The sequence below is a fragment of the Streptomyces sp. TBY4 genome (genome assembly GCF_024213195.1).
Taxonomy (GTDB): domain Bacteria; phylum Actinomycetota; class Actinomycetes; order Streptomycetales; family Streptomycetaceae; genus Streptomyces.
The window spans coordinates 252,850-275,523 of the sequence record NZ_JANAVF010000004.1; the positions used below are offsets into that span (position 1 = coordinate 252,850).

Here is a 22,674-nt window from a genome sequence, read left to right on the forward strand (position 1 = left end):
CGGGAGCGATCGGGAATGGACCCGAGGACCGATCTCGTCCGGTCGATATTCGCCGAGATCCTCGGCCTGCCCGCGGTGGGTCCGGACGACGACTTCTTCGAGCTGGGCGGTCAGTCGCTGCTGGCCTCCCGCGTTCTCGGCCGACTGCGTTCCGCGTTCGGGGTTGACGTCACCGCGCGGGAGTTCTTCGGATCGCCGACTCCGGCCGGTCTGACGGGCAAGCTCGACTCGTACCGGACCACACGTCCGCCCGTCGAACGCCAGGAGCGGCCCGCGCAGGTCCCGTTGTCGTACGAGCAGCAACGGCTGTGCTTCCTCAACCAGGTCGCCGGCGGCGGCTCCGGCTACAACATCCCGGTGGCGTTGTGGCTGTCGGGCGAGCTGGACCACGACGCGCTCCGGCACGCGGTACGCGACGTGATCTCCCGGCACGAACCGCTCCGTACGGTCTTCCCGGCCGAGTCGGGCACGCCGCGGCAGAAGGTCCTGGAGGTTCCCGACCCGGCAACCGTCATGCCGGTGGTCCACGTCGAGCCCGGCGAGGCGGCAGAGGCGGTCCGGCGGAGTGCGGCGGAGGGCTTCGACCTGACCGTCGATGTGCCCCTGCGGACGTGCCTGTTCGTCCTCGGCCCGCAGGAACACGTGCTCCTGCTCACCTTCCACCACGTCGCGGTCGACGGCTGGTCGTTCGAGCCGTTGCGGCACGACCTGTCCGCCGCCTACCGATCCCGGCTGGCCGGTGCAGCTCCGACCTGGCCGGACCTGCCCGTGCGGTACACCGACTACGCCCAGTGGCAGCGGGAACTCGCCGATGACGACGCCGACGGAATGCTGGCGAAGCAGCTGGGCTACTGGCTGACGGCGCTCGAAGACCTTCCTGCGCAGATCGCCCTGCCCGCCGACCGCCCCCGTTCCGCGGCCGGCACCAGCTACCGCGGTGGGCGCGTGCCCTTCCACCTCGACGCGGAACTGCACCAGCGGCTCACCGATCTCGGCCGGGAGCACCAGGCGACGTTGTTCATGCTCCTGCACGCGGGCCTCGGTGCTCTGCTGACCAGGCTCGGCGCGGGCACCGACCTGCCGATCGGTGCACCTGTCGCCGGGCGCACCGACGCGGCGCTCGACGACCTCATCGGCTTCTTCGTCAACACGCTGGTGCTGCGCACCGACACGTCCGGCGAGCCGACCTTCCGTGAGCTGGTCGAGCGCGTCCGGGCGACCGATCTCGCTGCGTTCGACGCGCAGGACGTGCCGTTCGACCAGGTGGTCGAAGCGCTCAACCCGGTGCGTTCGCTCGGCCTGAACCCGCTCTTCCAGGTGATGCTCGCGGTGCAGACGCACGTCGACCCCGCGCTCGACGCACCCGGCGTCGGTTCCCGGTTCGACCCCGTCGACATCGGGGTGTCCCGGTTCGAACTGTTCTTCTCGGTCCAGGAACGGCGCTCCGCCGACGGCACGCCGTGCGGAATCGACGGAGTGCTCGAGTTCTCCTCCGACCTGTACGACCGGGGCACCGTCGAGGCCATGGCCGAGCAGTTCTGCCTGGTGCTGGCACAGGCCGTCGCCGATCCGGACCGGCCGGTGTCGCGGGGCGAACTGCTGTCCGCGGCCGGCAGGCACCGGGTGCTGACCGAGTGGAACGACTCCGCCCGGCACCTCCCGGCCGCCGACCTGGTGACGTTGCTGGAGGACCAGGCCGCGCGCACGCCCTCGGCGATCGCCGCCGTCACCGACTCGGCCGGCGTCACGTACGCGGAGCTGCACGCCAGGGCCAACCGGCTGGCCAGAGAGCTGATCAGCCGTGGCGCGGGCGAGGAGCGCGTCGTCGCGGTGCTGCTCGACCGGTCCGTGGACCTCCTGGTCACGCTGCTGGCCACCGTCAAGGCCGGTGCGGTCTACCTGCCGATGGATCCGGACTACCCCGACGACCGGCTCGGTTTCATGATCGAGGACTCCGCGCCGGTGGTCGTGGTCACCCACCGCGAGCACGCACACCGGCTGCCCGGCGCCCTGGTCCTCGACTCCGCCGAGGACACGGCGCGGATCGAGCGGCACCCGGCGACGCCGCTCACCGGGGACGAACGCGGCACCGGCGATCCCGCCGCCGCGGCCTACCTGATCTACACCTCCGGCTCGACCGGCCTTCCCAAGGGCGTGGTCATGCCGGCCGCCGGTCTGCTCAACATGGTGTGCTGGCAGGCGGACCGCGAAACGGGCAGCGCCGGCGGGGTCACCGCGCAGCTGGCGAGCGTGGGGTTCGACGTCTCCCTGGAGGAGACCCTGCCCGCCCTGATCAGCGGCGGCACGGTCGCGATCCCCGCACCGGACGTGCGCACCGATCCGGTACGGCTCGTGCACTGGATGGACCGGCACCGGGTGACGATGGTCATCGCGCCGAACCTGATGATCGACAGCATCTGCTCGGCCGCCGTCGCCGAGGGCCTCGAACTGCCCGCGTTCACCGACGTCGCGCAGGCAGGATCGGCCCTGATGCTGAGCGATGACATGCGGTCGCTGCTGAGCGGTCCCGTGGAGCGCAGGCTGCTCAACTACTACGGTCCGACCGAGACGCACGCCGTGACCATGCTCGCCCTGTCCGGGAAGGCGGCCGCCGGGGAGCCCTCCGCGGCCGTTGCGATCGGCCGTCCGGTGTGGAACCAGCGGGTCTACCTGCTGGACGAGGAGTTCCGGCCGGTCCCGCCGGGAGTGGTCGGCGAGATCTTCGTCGCCGGTGCGGGCACCGCCCGCGGCTACCTGGCCAGGCCGGGACTGACCGCGGAGCGGTTCGTACCCGATCCGTTCGCGGGCAACGGTGGGCGGATGTACCGCACGGGCGACCTGGCGAGGTGGGCCGGCGACGGCACCCTGGTCTTCGCCGGCCGGGCCGACCACCAGGTCAAGATCCGGGGTTACCGGGTCGAGCCGGGAGAGGTCGAGGCGACCCTGCTCAAGCACTCCGACGTGGCCCGTGCGGTCGTGACCGCGGTCGAGCCGGTGCCGGGGGACGTCCGGCTGGTGGCGTACGTGGTGGGGGTGGACGGCACCCGGCTCGTACCGGCGCGGTTGCGGCGCTACCTCTCCGACACCCTCCCCGCATTCATGGTCCCGGCGTCGTTCGTCGTGCTGGACCGGATGCCGGTGAACGTGAACGGCAAGGTGGACGTCGCGGCGCTGCCGGCACCGCAGTGGACGGTCAGTGGCCGCGCCCCGCGCACACCTCAGGAAGAGCTGCTGTGCCGGCTCGTCGCCGACGTGCTGAAGATCGCCGAGGTCGGGGTCGACGACGACTTCTTCGAGCTCGGTGGCCACTCGCTGCAGGTCGCAAGGCTCGCGAGCCGGGTGCGTTCGGTGATGGGCGTGGACCTGCCGGTACGAGTGATCTTCGAACGGCAGACCGTCGCAGGCATCGCCAACGCCATCGACGACCTGGCGCTGAGCAGGCCGCCCGCCAGGGTCATGCAGCGGCCGGAGCGGGTGCCGCTGTCCTTCGCACAGCGCCGGCTGTGGTTCGTCGAGCAGCTGGAGACCTCGGCGGGCCATGGTTCCGCGTACCACCTCCCGTCGGCCTTCTCGCTGACCGGTGAGCTGGACGTGGCCGCACTGCGGGCGGCGTTCGGTGACGTGATGACCAGGCACGAAAGCCTGCGGACCGCGTTCCCGGTGTCCGGCGACGAGCCGTGGCAGCGCATCCTCGACCCCGGGAGCCCCGTCCTGACCACGGTGGACTCCTCGGAGTCCGAGATCGCCGACGCGATGAGGTCCGAAGTGGAGCGCCGGTTCGATCTCGCGGGCGCGCCGCCGATGCGGGCGGTGCTCTTCCGGCTCGGCCCGAACCGGCACGTGCTGCTGATCTGCCTGCACCACATCGCCACCGACCACTGGTCGATGCGGCCGCTGCTGCGGGACCTGTCCACCGCCTACGCGGCCCGGCGCGGGGGCACCGCACCGGAGTGGACGCCGTTGCCGGTCCAGTACGCGGACTACACGCTGTGGCAGCAGGAGATCCTCGGCGCGGACGGCGGGGCCGTCACGACCGAGGTGGAGTACTGGACCGAGCAGCTGGCCGGCCTGCCCGAGCGACTGGAGCTGCCGCTGGACCGGCCGCGCCCGGCCGTGCGCGGCCATCGGGGCGAGACCGTGCACTTCGAACTGGACGCTGATCTGCACGCCGGTCTCGCGCGCTTCGCCGGCGCCGGACGCGCCAGCCTGTTCATGGCACTGCAGACGGCTCTGGCCGGCCTCCTCACCCGGATCGGCGCGGGCGGCGACATCCCGATCGGCGCCCCGATCGCCGGCCGCAATGACGACGCGCTCGACGATCTGGTGGGCTTCTTCATCAACACCCTCGTCCTGCGCACCGACACCAGTGGCAATCCGACGTTCTCCGAACTGCTGGCGCGGGTGCGCGAGACCAACCTGGCCGCGTACGCCAACCAGGACGTGCCGTTCGAGCGGCTGGTCGAGGCGCTCAAGCCGACACGCTCCTTGAGCCACAACCCGCTCTTCCAGGTGACGCTCACGCTGCAGGGCGCGGGCGAGGCCGCTCTCGACCTCCCCGGCGTCGCCGCGGCCGGGCGGCCGGTCGATGTGCAGACCGCCAAGTTCGACCTGTCGTTCTCGTTCACCGAACGGCGCGGCGCCGACGGCAGTCCGCAAGGCATGGCCGGCCTGGTCGAGTTCGCCACCGACGTCTTCGACCAGGAGACGGTCATCGCGCTGACCCGGCGCCTGGTCCAGGTGATGCGCGCCGCGGTGGCCGATCCGGCGGCCCGGCTCGACACCGCCGACGTACTGCTGCCCAGCGAGCGCGAAGCGCTGCTCAGCGGCGCGATGCCCGTCTGAGATCCCTGGTTCCGGCAGCACCCGACCCCCCGTCCCTCAGCACGCCGAAAGCAATGAGTGCCATGGCCAAGACAGAAGTCCCCGACGGAGCGGTCCCGCCCGTCCGGCCGCCGGCCGTGCGGTTCTGGCCGACGTACAACGAGAAGAACCGCGCCGGCGACCACAGGGCGTGGAGCCTGCTGCTGTCGGCGGATTATCTGCTCTGCCACATCGGGTACTTCAGCGTCCTGCCGATCCTGGCTGCGGTCATCTCCCATCAGCTGCCGGGCAACTCCGGCTTCTCGGTGGGAGCCGCCCTCTTCGCCTACACGTCGGCCGTGGGCATCTCGTGCCTCCTGGTCACCCGATGGATCTCCAGATTCAGCTATGCGACGGCCATGGCCGGAGGCCTGCTGCTTTCGGCCGCCGGTATGGCCGGGATTCCGTACGTGCACTCCATCGGTGCACTCGTCCTCCTCCTGCTGGTCGCCGGTGGCGGTCTCAGTGTCCACGGGCTGCTGGGGAGGTCCCTGATCGCGGAGATCACGTCAGGGGACATCGAGCGGAACAAGATGTTCTCCGCGCTGAACATCGCCGTCAACGTGGCCGCGGCCGCAGGGCCGTTCATCGCGACCGCGCTGTACGCGGTCGGGGCGGGGAAGCCGCTGTTCCTGCTGGTCGCAGGATGCTACGCAACCGCTGCGACGCTGGTGCTGTGGGCGGTTCCGCGCGACCTCCGGCCCCGTCCGAAGTCCGGCATCTGGCCGGTGAGCCGGGCGACCCTTGCCGTCGTACTCAGGGACCGGGACGCACTGCGCACCGCGCTCATGGCCGCGGCGGGGAGCTTCCTCTACGCACAGTTCTTCTCGGCCTTCGCCATTCTGGTCGCCAAGGGAATCGAGAACGCGCCGCTCCGGGCGGGCCTGTTCACCGCGAACGCGCTGGCCGTCGTGGTTCTTCAGGTCCCGGTGTCCGCTCTCGTCGGCCGGCTGATGAAGCGCGGTGTGAAACCCCTTGCGATTCTGGGGAGCGGTACCGCCCTGTTCGCCCTCGCCATGCTCCTGCTGAGCGGCCAGTGGCCGCTGCTGCTCTCCGCGTATCTGAGTGTTCTGGTGTTCTCGGCTGCCGAGACCCTGTTCGCACCCATGGTGAACACCGCGTTCTCGGGACTCCCCATCGACTCTCCTCTCGAAGCCTTCAACCTGCGTCAGATCTTCTGCACGTTCGGGGAATCCACGGGGGCCTTCTGCGGGGGCGGTCTCTTCCTGATCCTGTACTCCGCCGGACACGGGGACCTCTACTGGCTCTCGCTTTCCGCCGGAGCCCTCATCGTCACCGGAATCCTCATGGTCCCGTCACGCAATCGACTCAAGGGATGAACGCCGTGGACACTCGACCGGTCATCATCATGGTGGGCTGGAACAACGACTGGCTGCACCATCTCGACGGCTGGCTGCCGGACGGGAGCGTGGTGGTCTTCGAAGAGCGCGACCTCTACGAGGGGAAGCGCCTGGCCGACCTCCCTCCGCACCCGGTGGTGCGGGAGGTCGTCCTCACGAGCTACCACCAGTCCGATGCGTACCGCGATGCGGCCGACCAGGTGGCGAAGACGGCCCCGGTCCAGGCCGTGCTTCCGGCACTGGAGTACTCGGTCGAGGCCGCAGCCGACCTGGCGGAGCGGTTCGGGCTGCCCGGCGCGGGACGGCGGGCGGCGGCGGCCCTGCGCGACAAGCTGCTGCTGCGCGAGACCACCAGTGCCGCGGGCATCCCCAACCCGCGTTTCGCGGAGGTCTCGTCCGCGGCCGAACTCGCGGCCTTCGCCGAGGGCGGGCCGTGCGTCCTGAAGCCGGCGAACCGTCAGGCCAGCCTGGGCGTGCTGCTCCTGGATGCAGGAGACGACCTGGGTGCAGCCTGGGCGGAGTGCACGCAGGTCGAGGAGGGCGTGCACCTCGCCAACCGTCCCATGACGTGGCGCTACCTGGCGGAGGAGCGCCTGAGCGGTACGGAGTACAGCGCGGAAGCCCTGGTCCGGGACGGCCGGATCGTCTTCCACAACGTCACCCTGAAGCGGACGCACCCGGGCCGCCATCCCGTGGAGCTGGGGCACCTGGTCCCGGCCCCGGCCGCGCAGGGCGTCGATCTGCTGCCCGGTCTCATGCAGAACCTCGTCGACGCGACCGGATACTCCGGCGGTCTCCTCCACGCGGAATGGATCGTCACCGAGCGGGGCCCGGTACTGATCGAGTGCGCGGGCCGCCTGGCCGGCGACTGGATCCCCGATCTCATTCGGCTCTCCTCCGATGTCAACCTTTTCCGGGAGGCGCTCAGCCTCCTCTGCGGAGTCGGAGAAGACCCGGTACCCGTCGACCGGGGCGGAGCGGCGGTGCGATTCATCATGCCGCACGATGCGGGAGAAATCGCTGCGATCGACGGCGTGGAAGAGGCCGCCGCCCTGCCCGGAATTCAGCAGGTGAGGCTGGTTCGCCGCGTGGGAGAGACGCTGGGCGGTGTGGAGTCCTCCTGGAGCCGGGTGGGAGCGGTCATCGCCGCCGGTGAGAGCCCTGCGGACGCCGAGAAGAACGCCCGCTCGGCCGTGGACCAGATCTCGATATCCCTGCGCACTGCCGTAGCGATCCCAGCCTGAGTCCCTTTCCGGGAGTCCCTTTCCGGTACCCAACATCTTTTGTCGACGAAATGCGGAGGCCGATCATGGTGGACATTGACGAAAAGGTCGAATACGTCGTCGTCCTCAACGGCGAGGAGCAGTACTCGATCCTCCTGGCGGGCCGGGACGTTCCGGCGGGATGGACCGCCGAAGGATTCCGTGGACCCCGGCAGGAATGCCTGGACCACATCGACCGTGTGTGGACCGACATGAGGCCGCTGAGCGTCCGCAGGCGAATGGAAGGGAATTAGCATGCTGTACGAACGCGTCGTCCGGCAGGCCCTGCGGAACCCTTCGGCTCCCGCGGTCACCTTCGACGGCGAGACCCTGACCTACGCCCAGCTCGTTCGCCGGGCGGACCGGCTGTCGGACGCCCTGACGGAGGCCGGCGTCCGGCCGGGCGACGTCGTCGGTGTCCTGATGAGGCGGTCCGCCGAGGTGATCACGGCGCTGCTGGCGATCCTGCGGGCCGGCGCCGCCTACGCCGGGATCGACCCCGACGATCCGCCGCAGCGGCGCAGCGACCTGCTGACGGATGCCGGCGTGGAGTTCGTCGTGGCGGACGACGAGCTGCGCGCGTGCGTTCCCGGCCGGTTCACCACGCTCTCGCCGTCGGCCGCGGGCGGGTCCTCCAGCGCTCCGGCGAGCACCACCGCCGCCGACCTCGCCTACGTCAGCTTCACGTCCGGCTCGACCGGGCGGCCGAAGGGCGTGATGGTCCCGCACCGCGCGGTGCTGCGACTGGTCACGGACATGAACTGGATGGACGTACGCGGAGGCGACACGTTCCTCCAGGCGGCCCCCCTGGCGTTCGACGCCTCCACCTTCGAGATCTGGACACCGCTGACCCACGGCAGCCACCTCGTGATGGCGCCGGCCGGCCGGCTGACCACGGACGGGGTGGCGCAGACCGTACGCGAGCACGGCGTGACCGTGCTGTGGCTGACGGCCGGCCTGTTCCACGACATGGTCGCGCACGACATCGGCGCGTTCGCCGGAGTGCGTCACCTCGTCGCGGGCGGAGACGTGATCCAGCCGGGTCCGGTCGGGCGTCTGCTCGCCGCACATCCGGGCATCACGTTCACCAACGGCTACGGTCCGACCGAGAACACGACCTTCACCACGACCTGGACGACCGGCGCCGCCGTCGCAGACGGCCTCGACACGATTCCGATCGGCACGCCCGTCAACGACACCCGGATAGCGGTCCTCGACTCCGAGCTGCAGCCGGTCGAGGCAGGCGCCTGCGGGGAGTTGTACGTGTCGGGAGCCGGGCTCGCCCACGGATATCTCGGCCGGCCGGGAGCCACGGCCGACCGGTTCCTTCCCGACCCGTTCTCGCCCGAGCCGGGGGCGAGGATGTACCGCACCGGCGACCTCGTCAGGCTGCGGCCCGACGGCGCCTGCGAGTTCCTCGGCCGGGTCGACGACCAGGTCAAGATCCTCGGCCACCGGGTCGAGCCGGGTGCGGTCGAAAGCGCGCTGCACCGCCTGCCGGGCGTCAGCCGGACCGCCGTCATCGTGCGGACCGCCGCCGACGGCACGAAGCGGCTGGTGGCCTACGTCGTACCGGAGGACGCACCACCGCCGCACTGGGGCGAGCAGCTGCGCGAACAGCTGCGTGCGACCCTGCCGGCACCGATGATCCCGTGGGCCGTCCTGGTACGGGACAGCCTGCCGTTGACCGGCAACGGGAAGATCGACCGCGGCGCACTGCCCGTGCCGGACCTGATGGCACGCAATGTGCCGAACGACTTCGTAGCGCCGCGGACCGAGGTGGAGCACCGCCTGGCCGCACTGTGGGAAGGCGTGCTCGGTGTGGAGCCGATCGGCGCCGACGACGACTTCTTCGACCTCGGCGGCCATTCGCTGAACGCCACGGAACTGCTCGGCGCGGTGCGGGCGGAATTCGGCGTCACGATTGCGGCGCGCGTCCTCTACCTGCAGCCGACCCTCGGCGAGCTCGGCGAGGAACTGGAAACCGCCATGCGGAGCGGAGCGCAGCGATGACCGTTGCCGTAGAGGCGGGCCGCTGCCCGATGCACGCCGGCCCGGGGATCGACCTGTTCGAGCCGGCCACGTTCGCCACCACGGACGTGCACGCCGTGTGGCGCACCCTGCGACGAAAGGCGCCGGTCAGCTGGCAGACGGTCGGCGACGACGGGTTCTGGTCCGTGACCCGGTACGACGACGTACAGCGCGTTCTGCGCGACCACACCACCTTCACCTCCGAGAAGGGATCGCTGCTCACCCTCCTCGGCAAGGGCGACCCGGCCGGCGGCCGGCAGATGGCGGTCACCGACCCGCCCCGGCACGCGAGGCAGCGGGAACCGCTGCAGCGCGCCCTGTCGGTCAAGGAGGTGGAGCGCGACCTGCCGCGCATGCGGTCCCTGATCCGGGAACTGCTCGCCCCCATGAAGGACGGCGGGGTGTTCGACTTCGCTGCGGCCATGGCGGCCGTGCCGATGGCGGTCATCGGTGCGTGGATGGGGCTTCCCCGGTCGGACTGGCCCGAGCTGACCCGGCTGACGGCCGCGTGCATCGCGCCGGACGACCCGGCCTACGTCGGCCCGGGCGGCCCGGAGAAGACACTCGTCAGAGCACACCGCGAGCTGTTCGCCTACTTCCAGGACGTGGTCGAGGAGCGGCGCGCCGCCCCCGGCGACGACCTGATCGGCGTACTGCTGGGCATGCAGGTCGACGGGGCGGGGCTCACGCCGGGTGAGATCGTGTCCAACTGCTACAGCCTGCTGCTCGGTGCCAACGTGACCACCGCCCAGCCGCCGAGCGCCGCACTGCTCGAGCTCGCCGGAACCGAGGCGCTGGCCGACTGGGCGGCGCACCCGGACCTGCTGGTGAGCGGTGTGGAAGAAGCGCTGCGCTGGTCCTCGCCCGCGCAGCACTTCATGCGCTACGCCACGCGGGACGTGCAGATCCGTGACGTCACGGTGCGCGCGGGCGACGCGGTCGTCGCGTGGCTGGCTTCGGCCAACCGGGACGAGGACGTGTTCTCGCGGCCCGACACCTTCGACATCCGCAGGCGCCCCAACAAGCACATCGCCTTCGGCGTCGGCCCGCACTACTGCGTCGGGCACACCGTCGCGAGGGTCGCGCTGCGGGTCCTGTTCCACGAGCTGCTGACCGGCTTCGAGGACATCGAGGTCGTCGGCGAACCCGTGCGGCTGCGGTCGAACTTCATCGCGGGATACACCAGTCTGCCGGTGACGGCCCGAGGAGTACGGTCATGACGAACGGATCGGCTGTTCCCCTGCGCAGGTGGCTGCCCCGGCCGCTGCCGGACACTCCGACGCGCATCTTCTGCCTGCCCTACTCGGGCGCGGGTGCCTCCATGTTCAACCGGTGGCCGGACCTCGCGGGCGACACCGGACTCTGCCCGGTGCAGTTGCCCGGCCGGGAGAACCGCCTGCGGGAGCCGCACTTCGGGACGTACGAGCAGCTCGCGAAGGACCTGGTCGAGGCGCTGCTGCCGGCCATGGACCGTCCCTTCGGACTGTTCGGGCACTGCAGTTCCGCGCTGATCGCGTTCGAGATCGCCGCCGTGCTGCACCGCGAAGGGCTGCCGATGCCGCGGCAGCTGTTCTGCTCCTCCCAGGTCGCGCCCCACGAGGGCCCCTACGGCAGCTACTTGACGATGTCCGACGAACAGCTTCGCGCGGAGCTGGTCGCGCTGAGCGACAGCGAGCTCGACGACTCCGTCCTGGACCTGGTCACGGAGGTGCTGAGAGCGGATGTGGAGGCCAACAAGGCCTACCGGCCGGCCGGGCCGGTGCTGCTGGACACCTCGATCACCACGATCGGCTGGTCGGCGGACCAGGAGGTCGCTCCCGAGCTCATGAGCGGGTGGGACCAGTACTCCGAGAAGGTCCACCGAGTGGTGCTGCCGGGCGTGCACCACACCTTCCTCGACGCCCCGGCCGCGCTGCTGACGCAACTTGCCGAGAGGATGGCCTCGAATGACTGACACGCTGACCTGCCGGATCCCCCGGACCCACAACGGTCCGCCCGACAGCGCGAACGGAGGCTACGCCTGCGGGATGTTCGCCAGGATCGCCGAAGACGTGATCGGGCCGCGGGCGGTCGTGCAGTTGCACACGCCCCCACCGCTCGACACCGAGCTGGCCGTCCGCGCGCATCACAGGCGGGCACTGATCTGGCACGGGGACGAGCTCGTCGCGACGGTTTCCACCGCGAGGCAGGACCAGGCGGAGGTGGCGCCCTTCGTCACCCTCGCCGCCGCGGAACGGGCGAGCGCGTTCTTCAGGGGTGCGACGGTGCACCCGTTCCCGGAGTGCCTGGTGTGCGGAACCGCCAGGACCGACCCGGCCGCGTTGCACCTGACTCCCGGTCCCGTGGACGGTCTTTCGGATGTCGTCGCGTGCACCTGGACCCCCGGCGACCCGGACCTCGACACCCTGTGGGCCGTGCTGGACTGCCCCGGCGGCTGGACCCTCGACCAGAGCGGCTCTCCCTACGTGCTCGGCAGGATGTCCGCGCACGTCCACGCGGTCCCGCCGTCCGGCGAGCCCGCGATCGTCGTGGCCCGGCACATCGCGACCGTCGGACGGACCGCGCGGGTGGTCAGTGCGCTGTTCGGTCCCGACGGCACCGAGTTCGGCCGGGCTGAGGCCACCTGGGTCCGGCTCAGCGATTCTTCCGATCCGGCGCCGAGCCAAGAGGAGCGCCTCCCCTCGTGACCGCGAACCTGATCGACCTGTTCGAGGAGCAGGCGTGCCGACGACCGGACGCCGTCGCCGTGGTGTGCGGTGAACGGTCGCTGTCCTACCGGGAACTGAACAGCAGGGCGAACCGCCTGGCCCACCTGCTGGCCGGGTCCGGCGCCCGCCCCGGCACCTTCGTCGGAGTCTGTCTGCCGAGGTCCGTGGACCTGCTGGTGGCGCTGCTCGCCGTACTGAAGACCGGCGCGGCCTATCTGCCGCTGGATCCGGGCTATCCCGGGGAACGTGTCGCGTGGATGGTGCAGGACGCGGACCCGGTCGTGGTCGTCGGCACGTCGGAGGTCCTCCGCTCCGGGGAACCCGTACTCCTGCTGGACGATCCGGCCGTGGCGGCCCGGCTGGCGGACGCCCCTGACGGCGCACCGTCGGTCGTGCGGGATCCCGGCGACGCCGCCTACATGATCTACACCTCCGGGTCGACGGGACGGCCGAAGGGAGTCGTGGTCGCGCACGCCAACGTCATGGCGCTGTTCGCAGCCGCCCGCGACCTCTTCGACTTCGGCCAGGAGGACGTCTGGACGCTGTTCCACTCCTATGCGTTCGACTTCTCGGTCTGGGAGCTGTGGGGTGCGCTCCTCCACGGCGGCACGCTGGTGGTGGTGCCGGTCGACACCGCCCGGTCCGCACCGGACTTCCTGCGGCTGCTGGCCGACCAGCGGGTCACCGTCCTCAACCAGACCCCGTCGGCGTTCTACGAACTGGCGCGGGCCGATGCCGGGGACGCGCTCACCTCCGGCCGGCTGGCCCTGCGCTACGTGGTCTTCGGCGGCGAGGCGCTCGACCTGGCGAGGCTGGAGGAGTGGTACGGGCGGCACGGTGCGGGCAAGCCCGAGCTGGTGAACATGTACGGCATCACCGAGACCACGGTGCACGTCACCCACGCCGCCCTCGACCGCGACCGGACGGCCGCGACCGGCCTGGTCGGCCGGCCGCTCCCCGGCGTCCGCTGCTACGTCCTGGACGAAGGGATGAATCTGGTACCGCCCGGTGTGGTGGGCGAGTTGTACGTGGGTGGCGCGGGCGTGGGATGGGGCTACTGGGGTCGGGGCGGACTGACGGCCGACCGGTTCGTGCCGGATCCGTTCGGCGCCGCCGGCGAGCGGCTGTACCGGACCGGCGACCTCGTGCGCTGGGGGCGCTGGGGTCTGGAGTACTCGGGGCGGATGGACGACCAGGTGAAGATCCGGGGGTACCGGATCGAGCTCGGTGAGGTCGAGTCGGTGCTGGCCCGGTGCCCCGGTGTGGCGAACGCGGTGGCCGTCGCCGGAACGAACGGGCGGGGCGAGCAGTGCCTGGTCGGGCACGTCACGCCGGACGGGCCGGCCGGCTCGGTGGTGAATCCGGCGCAGCTGGGCGCGGTCACACGGGAGTTCGCCTCCCGGCACCTGCCCGCCCACATGGTGCCGGCGGTGGTCATGGTCTCCGCGGAGTTCCCGTTGTCGCCCACCGGCAAGGTCGACCGGCGGGCGCTTCCCGCACCGGTGTTCGATGCGTCGGCCGGCCGTCCCCGCTCGCCGGCGGAGGCGGTGCTGTGCACGTTGTTCGCCGATGTGCTCGGCATCGGCGAAGTCGGCCCGGACGACGGGTTCTTCGACCTCGGCGGGCACTCGCTGATGGCGACGGCCCTGGTGAACCGGGTGCGGACCGCGCTGGGGGTGGAGCTGGGAGTCAGCGCCCTGTTCGAGGCACCGACACCGGCCGGGCTCGCGCGGCTGGTCGCGGGTGATGCCAGTGAGGGCGGCGCCCGTGACGTACTGCTCGAACTGCGCGGGCGCGGCAGCCGGACACCGTTGTTCTGCATTCATCCGTCCAGCGGGATGAGCTGGTCCTACGCCGGTCTGCTGCACCACCTCGATCCGCAGACCCCGCTGTACGGACTGCAGGCACCGGGATTGAGCGGCGGGTCCGTTCTGCCGGACACCATCGAGGAGTTGGCGGCGGAGTATCTGAGCCGCATCCGAACGGTGCAGCCGAGCGGACCGTACCGACTGCTCGGCTGGTCCTTCGGTGGGCTCGTCGCCCACGCGATCGCGGTCCAACTCGAGCGCGAAGGACAGCAGGTGGAGTTGCTGGCCGTTCTCGACGTGTCGCCGGTGCCCGCGGAGACCGAGGGCACGCAGGCGGAGGGTCCCGTCGGCAGCGTGCTCGCCGACGACGTGCTCGACGAGGCACTCGCGGAGGAGATCGGCGATGCCAGCCTGCCGGAGGAGATGACCTCCCGGATCATCGCCACCCTCGGGCACAGCGGCCGGCTGCGCGACCGCTTCACCCCCGGCCGGTTCGGCGGCGATCTGCTGCTGTGCACGGCCGGACCGAATGCACTGGCCGAGGCCTGGCGCCCGCACATCGGCGGCCGCATCACGACCCACGAGATCGCCACCACCCATCTCCGGATGATGCGTCCGGAGGCGTTGTCCCAGATCGGGCCCGTCCTGGCGGCCGCGCTCGCCGCGGGGGAGCGGTAGACCTCCTGCCGGGCGGGAACGGAAAGTGCCTTCTGAGCCGGTCGCTCCGGCTCAGAAGGCACGATTGCTGGTGGACGCCCACAACGGGAACGGCGGGGCCAGTGCAACACGGGGCTAGTGCAGGGAATGCACCTGCTCCGGCACGGCGGACGGGTCGCCCGGCCACAGCCGCATTTCCCCCAGGTCCGGGCGCAGGATCACGGCCGAGACGGTGCGCTCGCGCCGGATGTCGCCGTTGTCCGGCACCAGGATCGGCGGCGTCGAGAGGAGCCGGTGATGGCCCTCGGTGTCGCCGGCCTTCGGGATGCCCGCATCGAGGACCGTCTGGAGGCGCCGCCGGGAGGAGTTCTTGGCGAAGATGTTGATCTCGTCCTGCTCGGCGAGCCCGGCGTCCAGGAAGTGGTTCGTGTGGACCAGCTCCTCGCCTTCGAGGACGCGCCGCTCGGCGACCGTGGCCTCGACGCACACGGTCCGGTCCACGCCGCAGATCGTGAACGCCCGCGAACTGGCCAGCGGCAGCTCCCGGAGGATCTCGACGGCCTGCTCGACGGTGCCGGCGGTGTCGAGGACGTGCCGGATCGCCAGGTAGGGCGGCACGCCCGGCTGCCAGTCGCCGCCGAGGACGAGGTTGATGCCCACGGCGATCCCGGCGTCGTTGACACCGAGGTAGCCGAGGAGGCCGGCGAAGCTGAGCACCAGGGAGCGGTGGCGCGGCCCGGAGACCGACAGCACGGCGACCTGGTCGTCGAGATTGCCGTTCAGGTCCACCGTCTGGGCCAGCACGGGCGCGCCGCCGGCCGAGGTGGCGTACGTGGTGCAGTCCCCGGCGGTGACCCGGCTGTAGCCGATCAGCTCGCGGCGCAGTTGCAGCAGCCAGGCCGCGTCGCGGTCGATCCCGGCGCCCTCGGCGAGGCCGTCGATCTCGGCGGCCAGGTCCGGCAGCGCTTCGGCGATCACCGCACGGTGGGCCTCGATCTCGGGCCGCAGCGCGTCGAGGCCGGCCGCCCGGTCCGTGAGGTGGCCGAGCCGGGCGAGGGAGTCGTCGAGAAAGCCGCGGAGCCGCCCGGCCAGCGCACGCCCGTGGAGGAGACCACGGGCGTGCGGCGAGCCGGACAGCTCCAGAAGCGGCGCGTCGGTCACGCGCACGGGTTGACCGCCCTGCCGTCGCGGCTGAGCTGCTCCCCGACCGAGGGCCATTCGGCGCGGAGCACCGAGTAGTAGATCGCGTCGCGCCTGCGTCCCTCGGGCATCGGGTTGAAGCTGCGCATGACGCCTTCCTCGTACGCACCGACCTTGCGCAGTCCGGCGCGGGCCTGGAGGTTGAGGACGTCGGTCTTGAACTCGACGCGCTCGGCGCCCAGGACGTCGAAGGCGTGCTGGAGCAGCAGGTACTTGGCCCAGCGGTTGATGCCCTTGCCCTGGAAGTCGACGCCGAGCCAGGACCAGCCGATCTCCAGCCGCCCGTCGGCCTCGCTCAGGTTGCCGTAGCTGGAGCTGCCGGCGACCTCTCCTGTGCTCTTGTCGACGATGATGTAGACCGCGCGCTTGCCGCTGGCCTGGTCAGCGAGCATGGCGTCAAAAAACTGGTCAAAATCAGCGTCGCTCTCGACACGGGAAACGAAGTACTTCCAGATCCGGTCGTCGAATGCGATCTTGCGCAGGGGTCCACGGTCATCCTCCGAGATCGGGTGGAGTTCGACGTGCTCGTTCTCGAGGAGCGCGGAGGCGTGCTGGCTCCATGCGTTGTGGGTCAAGGAACTCATCCCTTCAGGGGAGCGTGGGGGCGGAGGGCGTCGACGACGTTGCCGAGGGTGCGCATCCCGGCGAGGTCGTCCTCGGTGAAGTTGCCGAGACCGACCTCGGCGGCCTTGCACAGGGAGGTCAGGAACAGCACCTTGTTGAGCGAGGTGATCCCGTACGTCTCCACGAGGTCCTCGTCGAGGTCGAGGGCCGCCGGGTCCGGGTGGTCGCGCAGCACCAGGGACAGCTTTTCGCGGGCCAGGGTGTCCAGGTCAGTGGGCATGGATTCCTTCCTTCGGGTTGTCGATCAGGTCTCGGTAGCGGTCCGCGATGCGCTTGCGGATCGGTTTGAACTGCGAGGTGAGGAGCCCGCCCTCGACGGTGAACGGCTCGTCGGCGACGATCACGCGGATGATCCGCTCGTCGCGCTCCGATGCGGCGTTGACCGCGGCGAGGGCCTCGCCGATCGCGGCCGTGTCGACCGGCCCCGGGTGGGGCGAGACGACGGCGACCAGTCCGGCCGGGCTCGGGCAGTACATGACGCATTCGGTCACGGTGCCGGTGTCGCGGAACCGTGTCTCGATGGGCCTGACGATGATCTTCTTGGCGTTGTCGAGGACGATGACGTCGTCGCTGCGGCCGAGGATGTAGAGGAACCCGTCCTCGTCGAGGCGGCCGAGGTCCCCGGTGCGCACGATGCCGCCCGGCCGGAACACGGACTCGCTGTCGCCCGACGCGGTGTACGTGTACCTGGTGTTGACCGGGTGGTCGCTGCGGACGCAGACCACGCCCTCGTCGTCGATGATGATCTCTTTTCCGGGCAGTGCCCGGCCGACGCTGCCCTCGCGGTGGGCGCCGGGGTGGTTCTTGGTGGTGATGCAGGTCTCGTTGAGGCCGTAGCCCTCGAAGATCGGGAGGCCGGCCCCCTCGTAGAACCGGAGCGTCGCCGGGTCGGCGGGGGCCGAGCCCGTCCACAGGTAGCGGATGCGGTCGCCGAAGAGCTCGGCGGCGGCCTTGGCCGGGTCGACTCCGCCGGCGACGACGCCCTCGATGTGCCGCTTGGCCGTGTCGAAGAAGGCGGGGACGCCCATGACGACGGTGGGACGGACGTCCGGCAGCACGGCGAAGACGGACTGGTACGTCGTGATCGTGATGTCGTGGCCCCAGTGCAGCGCCGAGTAGAGCCAGTAGCGCTGCTGGAGGAGCGAGAGCGGCAGGAACGTCAGGATGTCGTCGCCCGGCTTGTGCTCGAACAGGCTCTGGACGGCGTGCAGCGAGGAGTCGATGCTGCCGGCGGTGGCTTCGAGTCCCTTGGGGACACCGGTGGATCCGGACGTGAACTTGACGGTCGTGCACTGGGTCGCGGCCCACTGCACCGGCGCGAACCCGCCGGCGTCCTCCTCGGCGTAGCCGGTGACGTCCGCGATCGGCAGGACCCGGGACGGGGCGCCGTCGGGCAGCCGGACATCGGTGTAGAGGGCGTCGAGGGCGTAGCCCTCGATCAGCTCGGCGTCGGGGCTGAACTTGCCGGGCTCGAACCCGGCGGTCTGTGCCCCGAGCATGAGCGCGGCGACGTCGAGCAGGACCCATTCCAGCCGGTTGGCCGAGAGGATGCCGATCCGGTCGCCCGCGCCGATGCCCCGGCGGCCCAGCGCCGCGGCGACGGCCCTGGCCCGGTCGTGGAACTCGGCCAGCGGCAGGGTGGTGCGGTGGCCGAGTCCCGTGACGGTGAGGGAGCCCTCGTGCGCGGGCCGCTCGGTGATGATGCGGTTGATGATCGATGCGGTCATCGCTGTTCGCCGGTGTCGAAGAAGCGGGTGCCCGCGAGGGTGCAGCGGCTGCCGGGCTCGACCAGCTCGGCCGTGTCGGGCCAGCTGTCGACCGCCGGGATGCCGAGGGCGGCGGCGAGCTTGGCCGAGAAGCGCGGCATCAGCGGCGCCGAAGCGGTGGCGAGCAGGCGGGCAGCGGCCAGCTCGAGCACGAGGGCGGTACGGGCCTCCGAGCTCCAGCGGCCGTCGTGCGCGAGGGCCGACTGCCGGCGGGAGAAGGTGCGGACGTCGCCGACGATGCCGTCGAGTACGGCCGCGGCATCCGTCAGCGAGAACCCCTCGGGGTTGAGGGCGGCCGTGACCTCGTCGAGCCGCAGCGACAGGCGGGCCAGGAACGCGGTGTGCTCGGTCGTCCAGGTGCCCGCGTCGGGGGCGACACCGTCGAAGTGCTTCTCGACGCGCTCGCCGAGGCCGGTGAGCCAGTCCTGCCACTCGCCGACGAGGGTGTCCGCGTGGGCGCGGTCGAACTCGGCGCGGCGGAAGTCGGTGCGCTCGCCCTCGGGACGGGTGCGGGAGAGGTAGTAGCGCACCGCGTCGACGCTGTCGGGCGTGAGGATCTCCTTGCCCCAGATCGCGTGCCTGCGGCTGGTGGAGAACTTCTGGCCCTCCAGCAGGTAGAACTCGTTGACGTGGTAGTCGATGTCCGGGTTCCACTCGGGGTGGGCGAGCCCGTACAGGACCGGGTAGAGGATCGCGTGGTAGAAGCTGTTGTCGTACCCGAAGAAGTGGACGATCTTCCAGTCCTTGGAAGGCGCCTCCTTCGACCACTGCTCCCCGATCCCGGCGCCGAGCTCCTCGATGCCGTGCAGGAAGCCGTGGCTCATCTCCGGCCACACCCAGATGACCTGGTCGTCGAGGTCGCCCTCGGCGGGGCGCACGCCCCAGTCGGAGGGGTGCGAGACCGGCAGGTCGAGCGTCTTGCGGGCGAAGACCCGGTCGGCCAGTTCGCGCAGCCGGACCGGGACCCGGCCCAGCTTGTGGTGGGCGGCGACCGCGTCGGCGAACTCGTGCAGCGGCAGGGTCCAGCGCTCGACCTCGGCGGTCTTCGGCGCGGAGCTGCTCAGGCGGGAGCTCGGGTCGACGAGGTCGGCGACGAGGTTGGGCTCGCCGCACTCCTCGCAGATGTTGCCGCCCGCGCCGTGCGAGCAACCGGGGCAGGTGCCACCGACGTTGACCTCGTAGAGGTAGTCGCCGGTTTCGGCGTCGAGCAGGGCGGGCGTGGCCTTGGGGGTGACCTTCCCGGAGTCGACGAGCCGGGTGAAGAAGCGCTGCAGGCCCTCTTCGTAGCCCTCTTCCACGCTCGTCGTGTAGTACTCGTCGACGCTGATGTCCATCGCCTTGAGCGTCGCGGCGATCTCGGCCGAGAAGTGCGCGGCGACCTCGGCGTTCGTGGTGCCCTCGCGGGCGGCGACGGCCGTGACGTAGCTCTGGTAGTCGTCGCTGCCGGTCAGGTGCCAGGCCTGGTTGCCGGCGAGGCGCTGGTAGCGGACGTAGACGTCGGCGCCGAGGTAGGGACCGGAGAGGTGGCCGAGGTGGAGGTCGCCGTTGGGGGTCGGCGGGGTGGAGAAGACGAACTGGGGACGGTCGGTGTGGTTCGCGCGGACGCGCGAGGTCGCCGAGGCCCGGGTGCGGGCCGAGTCGCGCCAGTACTGGGTGAAGAAGACCAGGTCCGTCTCACCGTTGTTGGCGATGATGTGCGACTCGAACGGCTCGAACAGCACCACGGTGCCGGGGCGCGCCGGGTAGGTGCGGCCGTCGACGGTCAGTTCGCCCGTACCGGCGACGATGACGAAGAACTCGGTCTCGTCGTGCCGGTCGGTGCGCGAGGTGGCACCCGGAGCGACACGGCCCCAGCCGGCACCGACGCCGAGCCCCTCGACCGAGGACATCTCGATGCCGAAGGCATCGGACAGTTCGGATTCGCTGTACTGGTTGAGGATCATGACTGCCTCTGCAGGAGATGGGAGAGGGCCCCGGTCGGTGTGAGATCCAGGGCGGCAACGGTCTCGGCGGCGATGGCCGGGGCCAGGCGGTAGCCGGCGCCGTTCGCGGCTCCGGCGAAGACCAGGCCGGGGAGCAGCTCGGCGACGACGGGTTCGCGGTGGGGGCTGTACGCGTCGCAGAACACCCGGCCCGAGGTGCACCGGGCCACCAGGCCGGGTGCGAACCGGCCCAGGACGGCCCGGGCGTCGTCGAGGTCGGACGGCTCCAGGCCCAGGCCGGCGTCGTCGGGGGCGACGTCCCACCGGTCGCAGGTGTAGCTGAACAGGTGGTGGCCGCGCTCGTGGAGCGGCAGCAGGAAGGCGTCCTCGTCGTGGAAGATCGTCAGCGGATCGCCGGGCCCGGGAGCCGATTCGACATGGGCGGCGACGACCTTCTTGACGCGCAGCCCGAGCGGAGCGACCAGGTCGGCCCAGGCGGGGTGCGCGATCCACGGACCGGGGGCCAGGACCACCCGGCGGGCGAGCAGCTCCTGCCCCTGGCCGAGGACGAGGCGGTGGTACTCGCCGTCGGAGGAGAGCTCCGTGACCTCGCACCCCTCCAGGACGGTCACCCGGTCGCGCAGCTCGGCCAGCACGCGCCCGGCGACCGCCTGGACGTCGGCGTAGTGGCACCCGTCCAGTTCCCAGGCCCGGGCGCCCGGCGGGGCCGCCCAGCCGCGGTCCGGATCGGCCGGGGCGGTCTCGTCACCGAGTCGCAGGTACGTGGCGGAGAGCGCCTCGGCGTCGCTGGACGCGACGACCGTCGCGTCCAGCGCACGGATCGGCAGCCCGAGTTCGGCGCCCAGGCGCTCCCAGACCCGCTCGGAGTGCTCGGACATGGACCGGACGCGTTCGCTCGCACCGCGCGGGAAGTGGACGCCGGCCGAGCGGCGGGAGGCGCCCTGGCCGATCAGGCCGCGTTCCAGGACGGCGACGGTCGCCCCGGGGAACGCCGCGACCGCTTCGCGGGCGATGAGCGCGCCGATGACCCCGCCGCCGACGACGGCGAGGTCTACGCGGTCCACTGCGTGCCCCGTCCGCTCTTGGCCGACCAGTCGATGAACGACATCGCCAGTTCGGGGGAGCTGGCGCCGCGCAGCCGGTTGGCGATGCGCTGGGCCCGCCAGGCGTTCAGGCTCAGGTTCACATCGGGCAGGCCGCGCTGGCCGCGCACCGCGTTCTGCACGAAGATCTTCCGGTCCGGCGGGCCGTCCCAGGAGATCGCGAAGTCCTCGTCGACGCGGACCTCGCCGTTCTCGGACTCGATGCGGTCCATCAGGGGATCCAGGAACTTCTTGGGTGCGGGGCGGAAACCGGTCGCCCACACCACCGCGTCGACCGGAAGGCACTGGCTCTGCCCCGACTCGTCGTTGTGGCGCAGCGTCACCTCGAAGGTCCCGGCGGCCGTGCGGTCCGCGGACTCGACGGTCCGGTTGGGCAGGAGCCCGAAGCGGTGCTCGTCCCGCTCGATGAACTGGAGCCGGTACAGCTGCTGATAGATCGCCCGGAGGGTCGACTCGGAGATCCCGTCCGAGCTCAGCAGGTGGGCCGAGTTGAGCTCGGCGCGCTTGGACTCGGACAGCCGGTAGAAGTACTCGGAGTACTCCGGCATGTAGAAGTCGTTGGTGAAGGTCGAGTCGTCGATCGGGAAGTAGTTGCGGCGCCTGGAGACCCAGGAGACCCAGGCCGGGCGCTGGGAATCGGGCCGCGAGATGAGGTCGAGGAAGGCCTCGGCCCCGGACTGCCCGCCGCCGACCACGGCGACCCGCTTGCCCGCCAGGTTCTCCGCGTTGCGCAGGTACTGGCTGACGTGGAAGTGGCCGGAGCCCAGGTGCGGCTCGGCGAACTCGGGCACCCACGGCACGGTGCCGACGCCCACGGCGATGTTGTCGGCGGTGACCTGGCGGCGATCGGTGGTCACGCGGAAGACGCCGTCGAAGTCGATCCGTTCGACGCTCTCGGAGAAGACCACGTTCTCGTTCTTCTCGGCCGCCCAGGCCAGGTAGTTGCGGAACTCGGTGCGCGGCACCTCGGCGAACTGGGCGTTGAGGAAGTGGTAGATCCGGCCCTGCTCGTGCAGGTACGAAAGGAAGGAGAACCGGTTGGTCGGGTCGGAGAGGCTCACCAGGTCCTTGAAGATGGAGACCTGGAGGGTCGCGCCGGTGATCAGCTGGTTGTCGTGCCAGGTGAAGCTCGGCTTGCGGTCGAAGAAGAGGTTCGGCTGCTCCGAATCGCCGTGCAGCAGCGCGGCCAGACTCAGGTTGGCTGGTCCTGCGCCGATACCGACGATCCGGAGGTGACTGGTCTGCTCGGCGGCACGGGACGCCGTCAGTGGCTTCGGTACAGGTCCCACGTCAAGTCCTTCCTCTGGTGGTGGCTGTTGAGCCCGTTTGGCGACGCCTTGGTGGGGCGCCA

General features: G+C 70.8%; 16 protein-coding genes. 9 read left to right on the forward strand and 7 right to left on the reverse strand.

From position 1 onward, the window contains the following. The first annotated feature begins 15 nt into the window (after positions 1–15). The 9 genes from NLX94_RS11860 to NLX94_RS11900 all read left to right on the forward strand — a co-directional run bounded on the left by NLX94_RS11860 (position 16) and on the right by NLX94_RS11900 (position 14,708). Positions 16–4,842 (forward strand): non-ribosomal peptide synthetase, encoded by a 4,827-nt coding sequence (locus NLX94_RS11860; RefSeq protein ID WP_254382626.1) that lies wholly within the window; start codon positions 16–18, stop codon positions 4,840–4,842. A 62-nt stretch (positions 4,843–4,904) separates the two neighbouring features. Further along, a complete protein-coding gene (locus NLX94_RS11865; RefSeq protein ID WP_254382627.1) occupies positions 4,905–6,200 on the forward strand; it encodes an MFS transporter in 1,296 nt (431 codons plus the stop codon). Between the two features lie 5 nt (positions 6,201–6,205). After that, positions 6,206–7,465, forward strand: a complete 1,260-nt coding sequence (locus tag NLX94_RS11870; protein ID WP_254382628.1) for an ATP-grasp domain-containing protein — start codon at positions 6,206–6,208, stop codon at positions 7,463–7,465. A 65-nt stretch (positions 7,466–7,530) separates the two neighbouring features. Continuing rightward, a complete protein-coding gene (locus tag NLX94_RS11875; protein ID WP_254382629.1) occupies positions 7,531–7,737 on the forward strand; it encodes an MbtH family NRPS accessory protein in 207 nt (68 codons plus the stop codon). Between the two features lies 1 nt (position 7,738). Then, on the forward strand, positions 7,739–9,496 hold the full coding sequence (locus tag NLX94_RS11880; protein ID WP_254382630.1) for a non-ribosomal peptide synthetase: 1,758 nt from the start codon (positions 7,739–7,741) through the stop codon (positions 9,494–9,496). Continuing rightward, positions 9,493–10,734: a cytochrome P450 gene (locus NLX94_RS11885; RefSeq protein WP_254382631.1), complete on the forward strand. Its 1,242-nt coding sequence runs from the start codon at positions 9,493–9,495 to the stop codon at positions 10,732–10,734. Before NLX94_RS11880 ends, NLX94_RS11885 begins: the two co-directional genes overlap by 4 nt. Then, positions 10,731–11,468 (forward strand): thioesterase II family protein, encoded by a 738-nt coding sequence (locus tag NLX94_RS11890; RefSeq protein WP_254382632.1) that lies wholly within the window; start codon positions 10,731–10,733, stop codon positions 11,466–11,468. The genes NLX94_RS11885 and NLX94_RS11890 overlap by 4 nt, the downstream gene beginning before the upstream one ends. Next, complete coding sequence (locus NLX94_RS11895; RefSeq protein ID WP_254382633.1) at positions 11,461–12,201, forward strand: hypothetical protein; 741 nt, start codon at positions 11,461–11,463, stop codon at positions 12,199–12,201. Before NLX94_RS11890 ends, NLX94_RS11895 begins: the two co-directional genes overlap by 8 nt. Further along, positions 12,198–14,708, forward strand: a complete 2,511-nt coding sequence (locus NLX94_RS11900; protein WP_308402414.1) for an amino acid adenylation domain-containing protein — start codon at positions 12,198–12,200, stop codon at positions 14,706–14,708. The genes NLX94_RS11895 and NLX94_RS11900 overlap by 4 nt, the downstream gene beginning before the upstream one ends. Positions 14,709–14,822: 114 nt before the next feature. On the opposite strand, the gene NLX94_RS11910 is transcribed toward NLX94_RS11900, so the two are convergent. The 7 genes from NLX94_RS11910 to NLX94_RS11940 are packed head-to-tail and all read right to left on the reverse strand — an operon-like array spanning position 14,823 to position 22,612. Beyond that, the gene (locus tag NLX94_RS11910; RefSeq protein WP_254382634.1) at positions 14,823–15,848 is read right to left on the reverse strand and encodes a C45 family peptidase; all 1,026 of its coding nucleotides are present in this window, start codon (positions 15,846–15,848) and stop codon (positions 14,823–14,825) included. Beyond that, a complete protein-coding gene (locus tag NLX94_RS11915) occupies positions 15,845–16,462 on the reverse strand; it encodes a GNAT family N-acetyltransferase (RefSeq protein WP_374683936.1) in 618 nt (205 codons plus the stop codon). Before NLX94_RS11915 ends, NLX94_RS11910 begins: the two co-directional genes overlap by 4 nt. 5 nt (positions 16,463–16,467) lie before the next feature. Then, complete coding sequence (locus tag NLX94_RS11920) at positions 16,468–16,731, reverse strand: acyl carrier protein (protein WP_254382636.1); 264 nt, start codon at positions 16,729–16,731, stop codon at positions 16,468–16,470. Next, the gene (locus NLX94_RS11925; RefSeq protein ID WP_254382637.1) at positions 16,721–18,238 is read right to left on the reverse strand and encodes an AMP-binding protein; all 1,518 of its coding nucleotides are present in this window, start codon (positions 18,236–18,238) and stop codon (positions 16,721–16,723) included. Before NLX94_RS11925 ends, NLX94_RS11920 begins: the two co-directional genes overlap by 11 nt. Next, positions 18,235–20,220, reverse strand: a complete 1,986-nt coding sequence (locus NLX94_RS11930) for a class I tRNA ligase family protein (protein ID WP_254382638.1) — start codon at positions 20,218–20,220, stop codon at positions 18,235–18,237. Before NLX94_RS11930 ends, NLX94_RS11925 begins: the two co-directional genes overlap by 4 nt. After that, positions 20,217–21,284: an FAD-dependent oxidoreductase gene (locus NLX94_RS11935; RefSeq protein WP_254382639.1), complete on the reverse strand. Its 1,068-nt coding sequence runs from the start codon at positions 21,282–21,284 to the stop codon at positions 20,217–20,219. Before NLX94_RS11935 ends, NLX94_RS11930 begins: the two co-directional genes overlap by 4 nt. After that, positions 21,272–22,612, reverse strand: a complete 1,341-nt coding sequence (locus tag NLX94_RS11940; RefSeq protein WP_254382640.1) for a lysine N(6)-hydroxylase/L-ornithine N(5)-oxygenase family protein — start codon at positions 22,610–22,612, stop codon at positions 21,272–21,274. The genes NLX94_RS11935 and NLX94_RS11940 overlap by 13 nt, the downstream gene beginning before the upstream one ends. Between the last annotated feature and the right edge of the window lie 62 nt (positions 22,613–22,674).

Excerpts from the sequence above, each read along its gene's own strand:
- NLX94_RS11860 (WP_254382626.1), top strand. The coding sequence starts at position 16 with ATGGACCCGAGGACCGATCTCGTCCGGTCGATATTCGCCGAGATCCTC.
- NLX94_RS11865 (WP_254382627.1), top strand. The coding sequence starts at position 4,905 with ATGGCCAAGACAGAAGTCCCCGACGGAGCGGTCCCGCCCGTCCGGCCG.
- NLX94_RS11875 (WP_254382629.1), top strand. The coding sequence starts at position 7,531 with ATGGTGGACATTGACGAAAAGGTCGAATACGTCGTCGTCCTCAACGGC.
- NLX94_RS11880 (WP_254382630.1), top strand. The coding sequence starts at position 7,739 with ATGCTGTACGAACGCGTCGTCCGGCAGGCCCTGCGGAACCCTTCGGCT.
- NLX94_RS11885 (WP_254382631.1), top strand. The coding sequence starts at position 9,493 with ATGACCGTTGCCGTAGAGGCGGGCCGCTGCCCGATGCACGCCGGCCCG.
- NLX94_RS11890 (WP_254382632.1), top strand. The coding sequence starts at position 10,731 with ATGACGAACGGATCGGCTGTTCCCCTGCGCAGGTGGCTGCCCCGGCCG.
- NLX94_RS11895 (WP_254382633.1), top strand. The coding sequence starts at position 11,461 with ATGACTGACACGCTGACCTGCCGGATCCCCCGGACCCACAACGGTCCG.
- NLX94_RS11920 (WP_254382636.1), bottom strand. The coding sequence starts at position 16,731 with ATGCCCACTGACCTGGACACCCTGGCCCGCGAAAAGCTGTCCCTGGTG.
- NLX94_RS11925 (WP_254382637.1), bottom strand. The coding sequence starts at position 18,238 with ATGACCGCATCGATCATCAACCGCATCATCACCGAGCGGCCCGCGCAC.
- NLX94_RS11930 (WP_254382638.1), bottom strand. The coding sequence starts at position 20,220 with ATGATCCTCAACCAGTACAGCGAATCCGAACTGTCCGATGCCTTCGGC.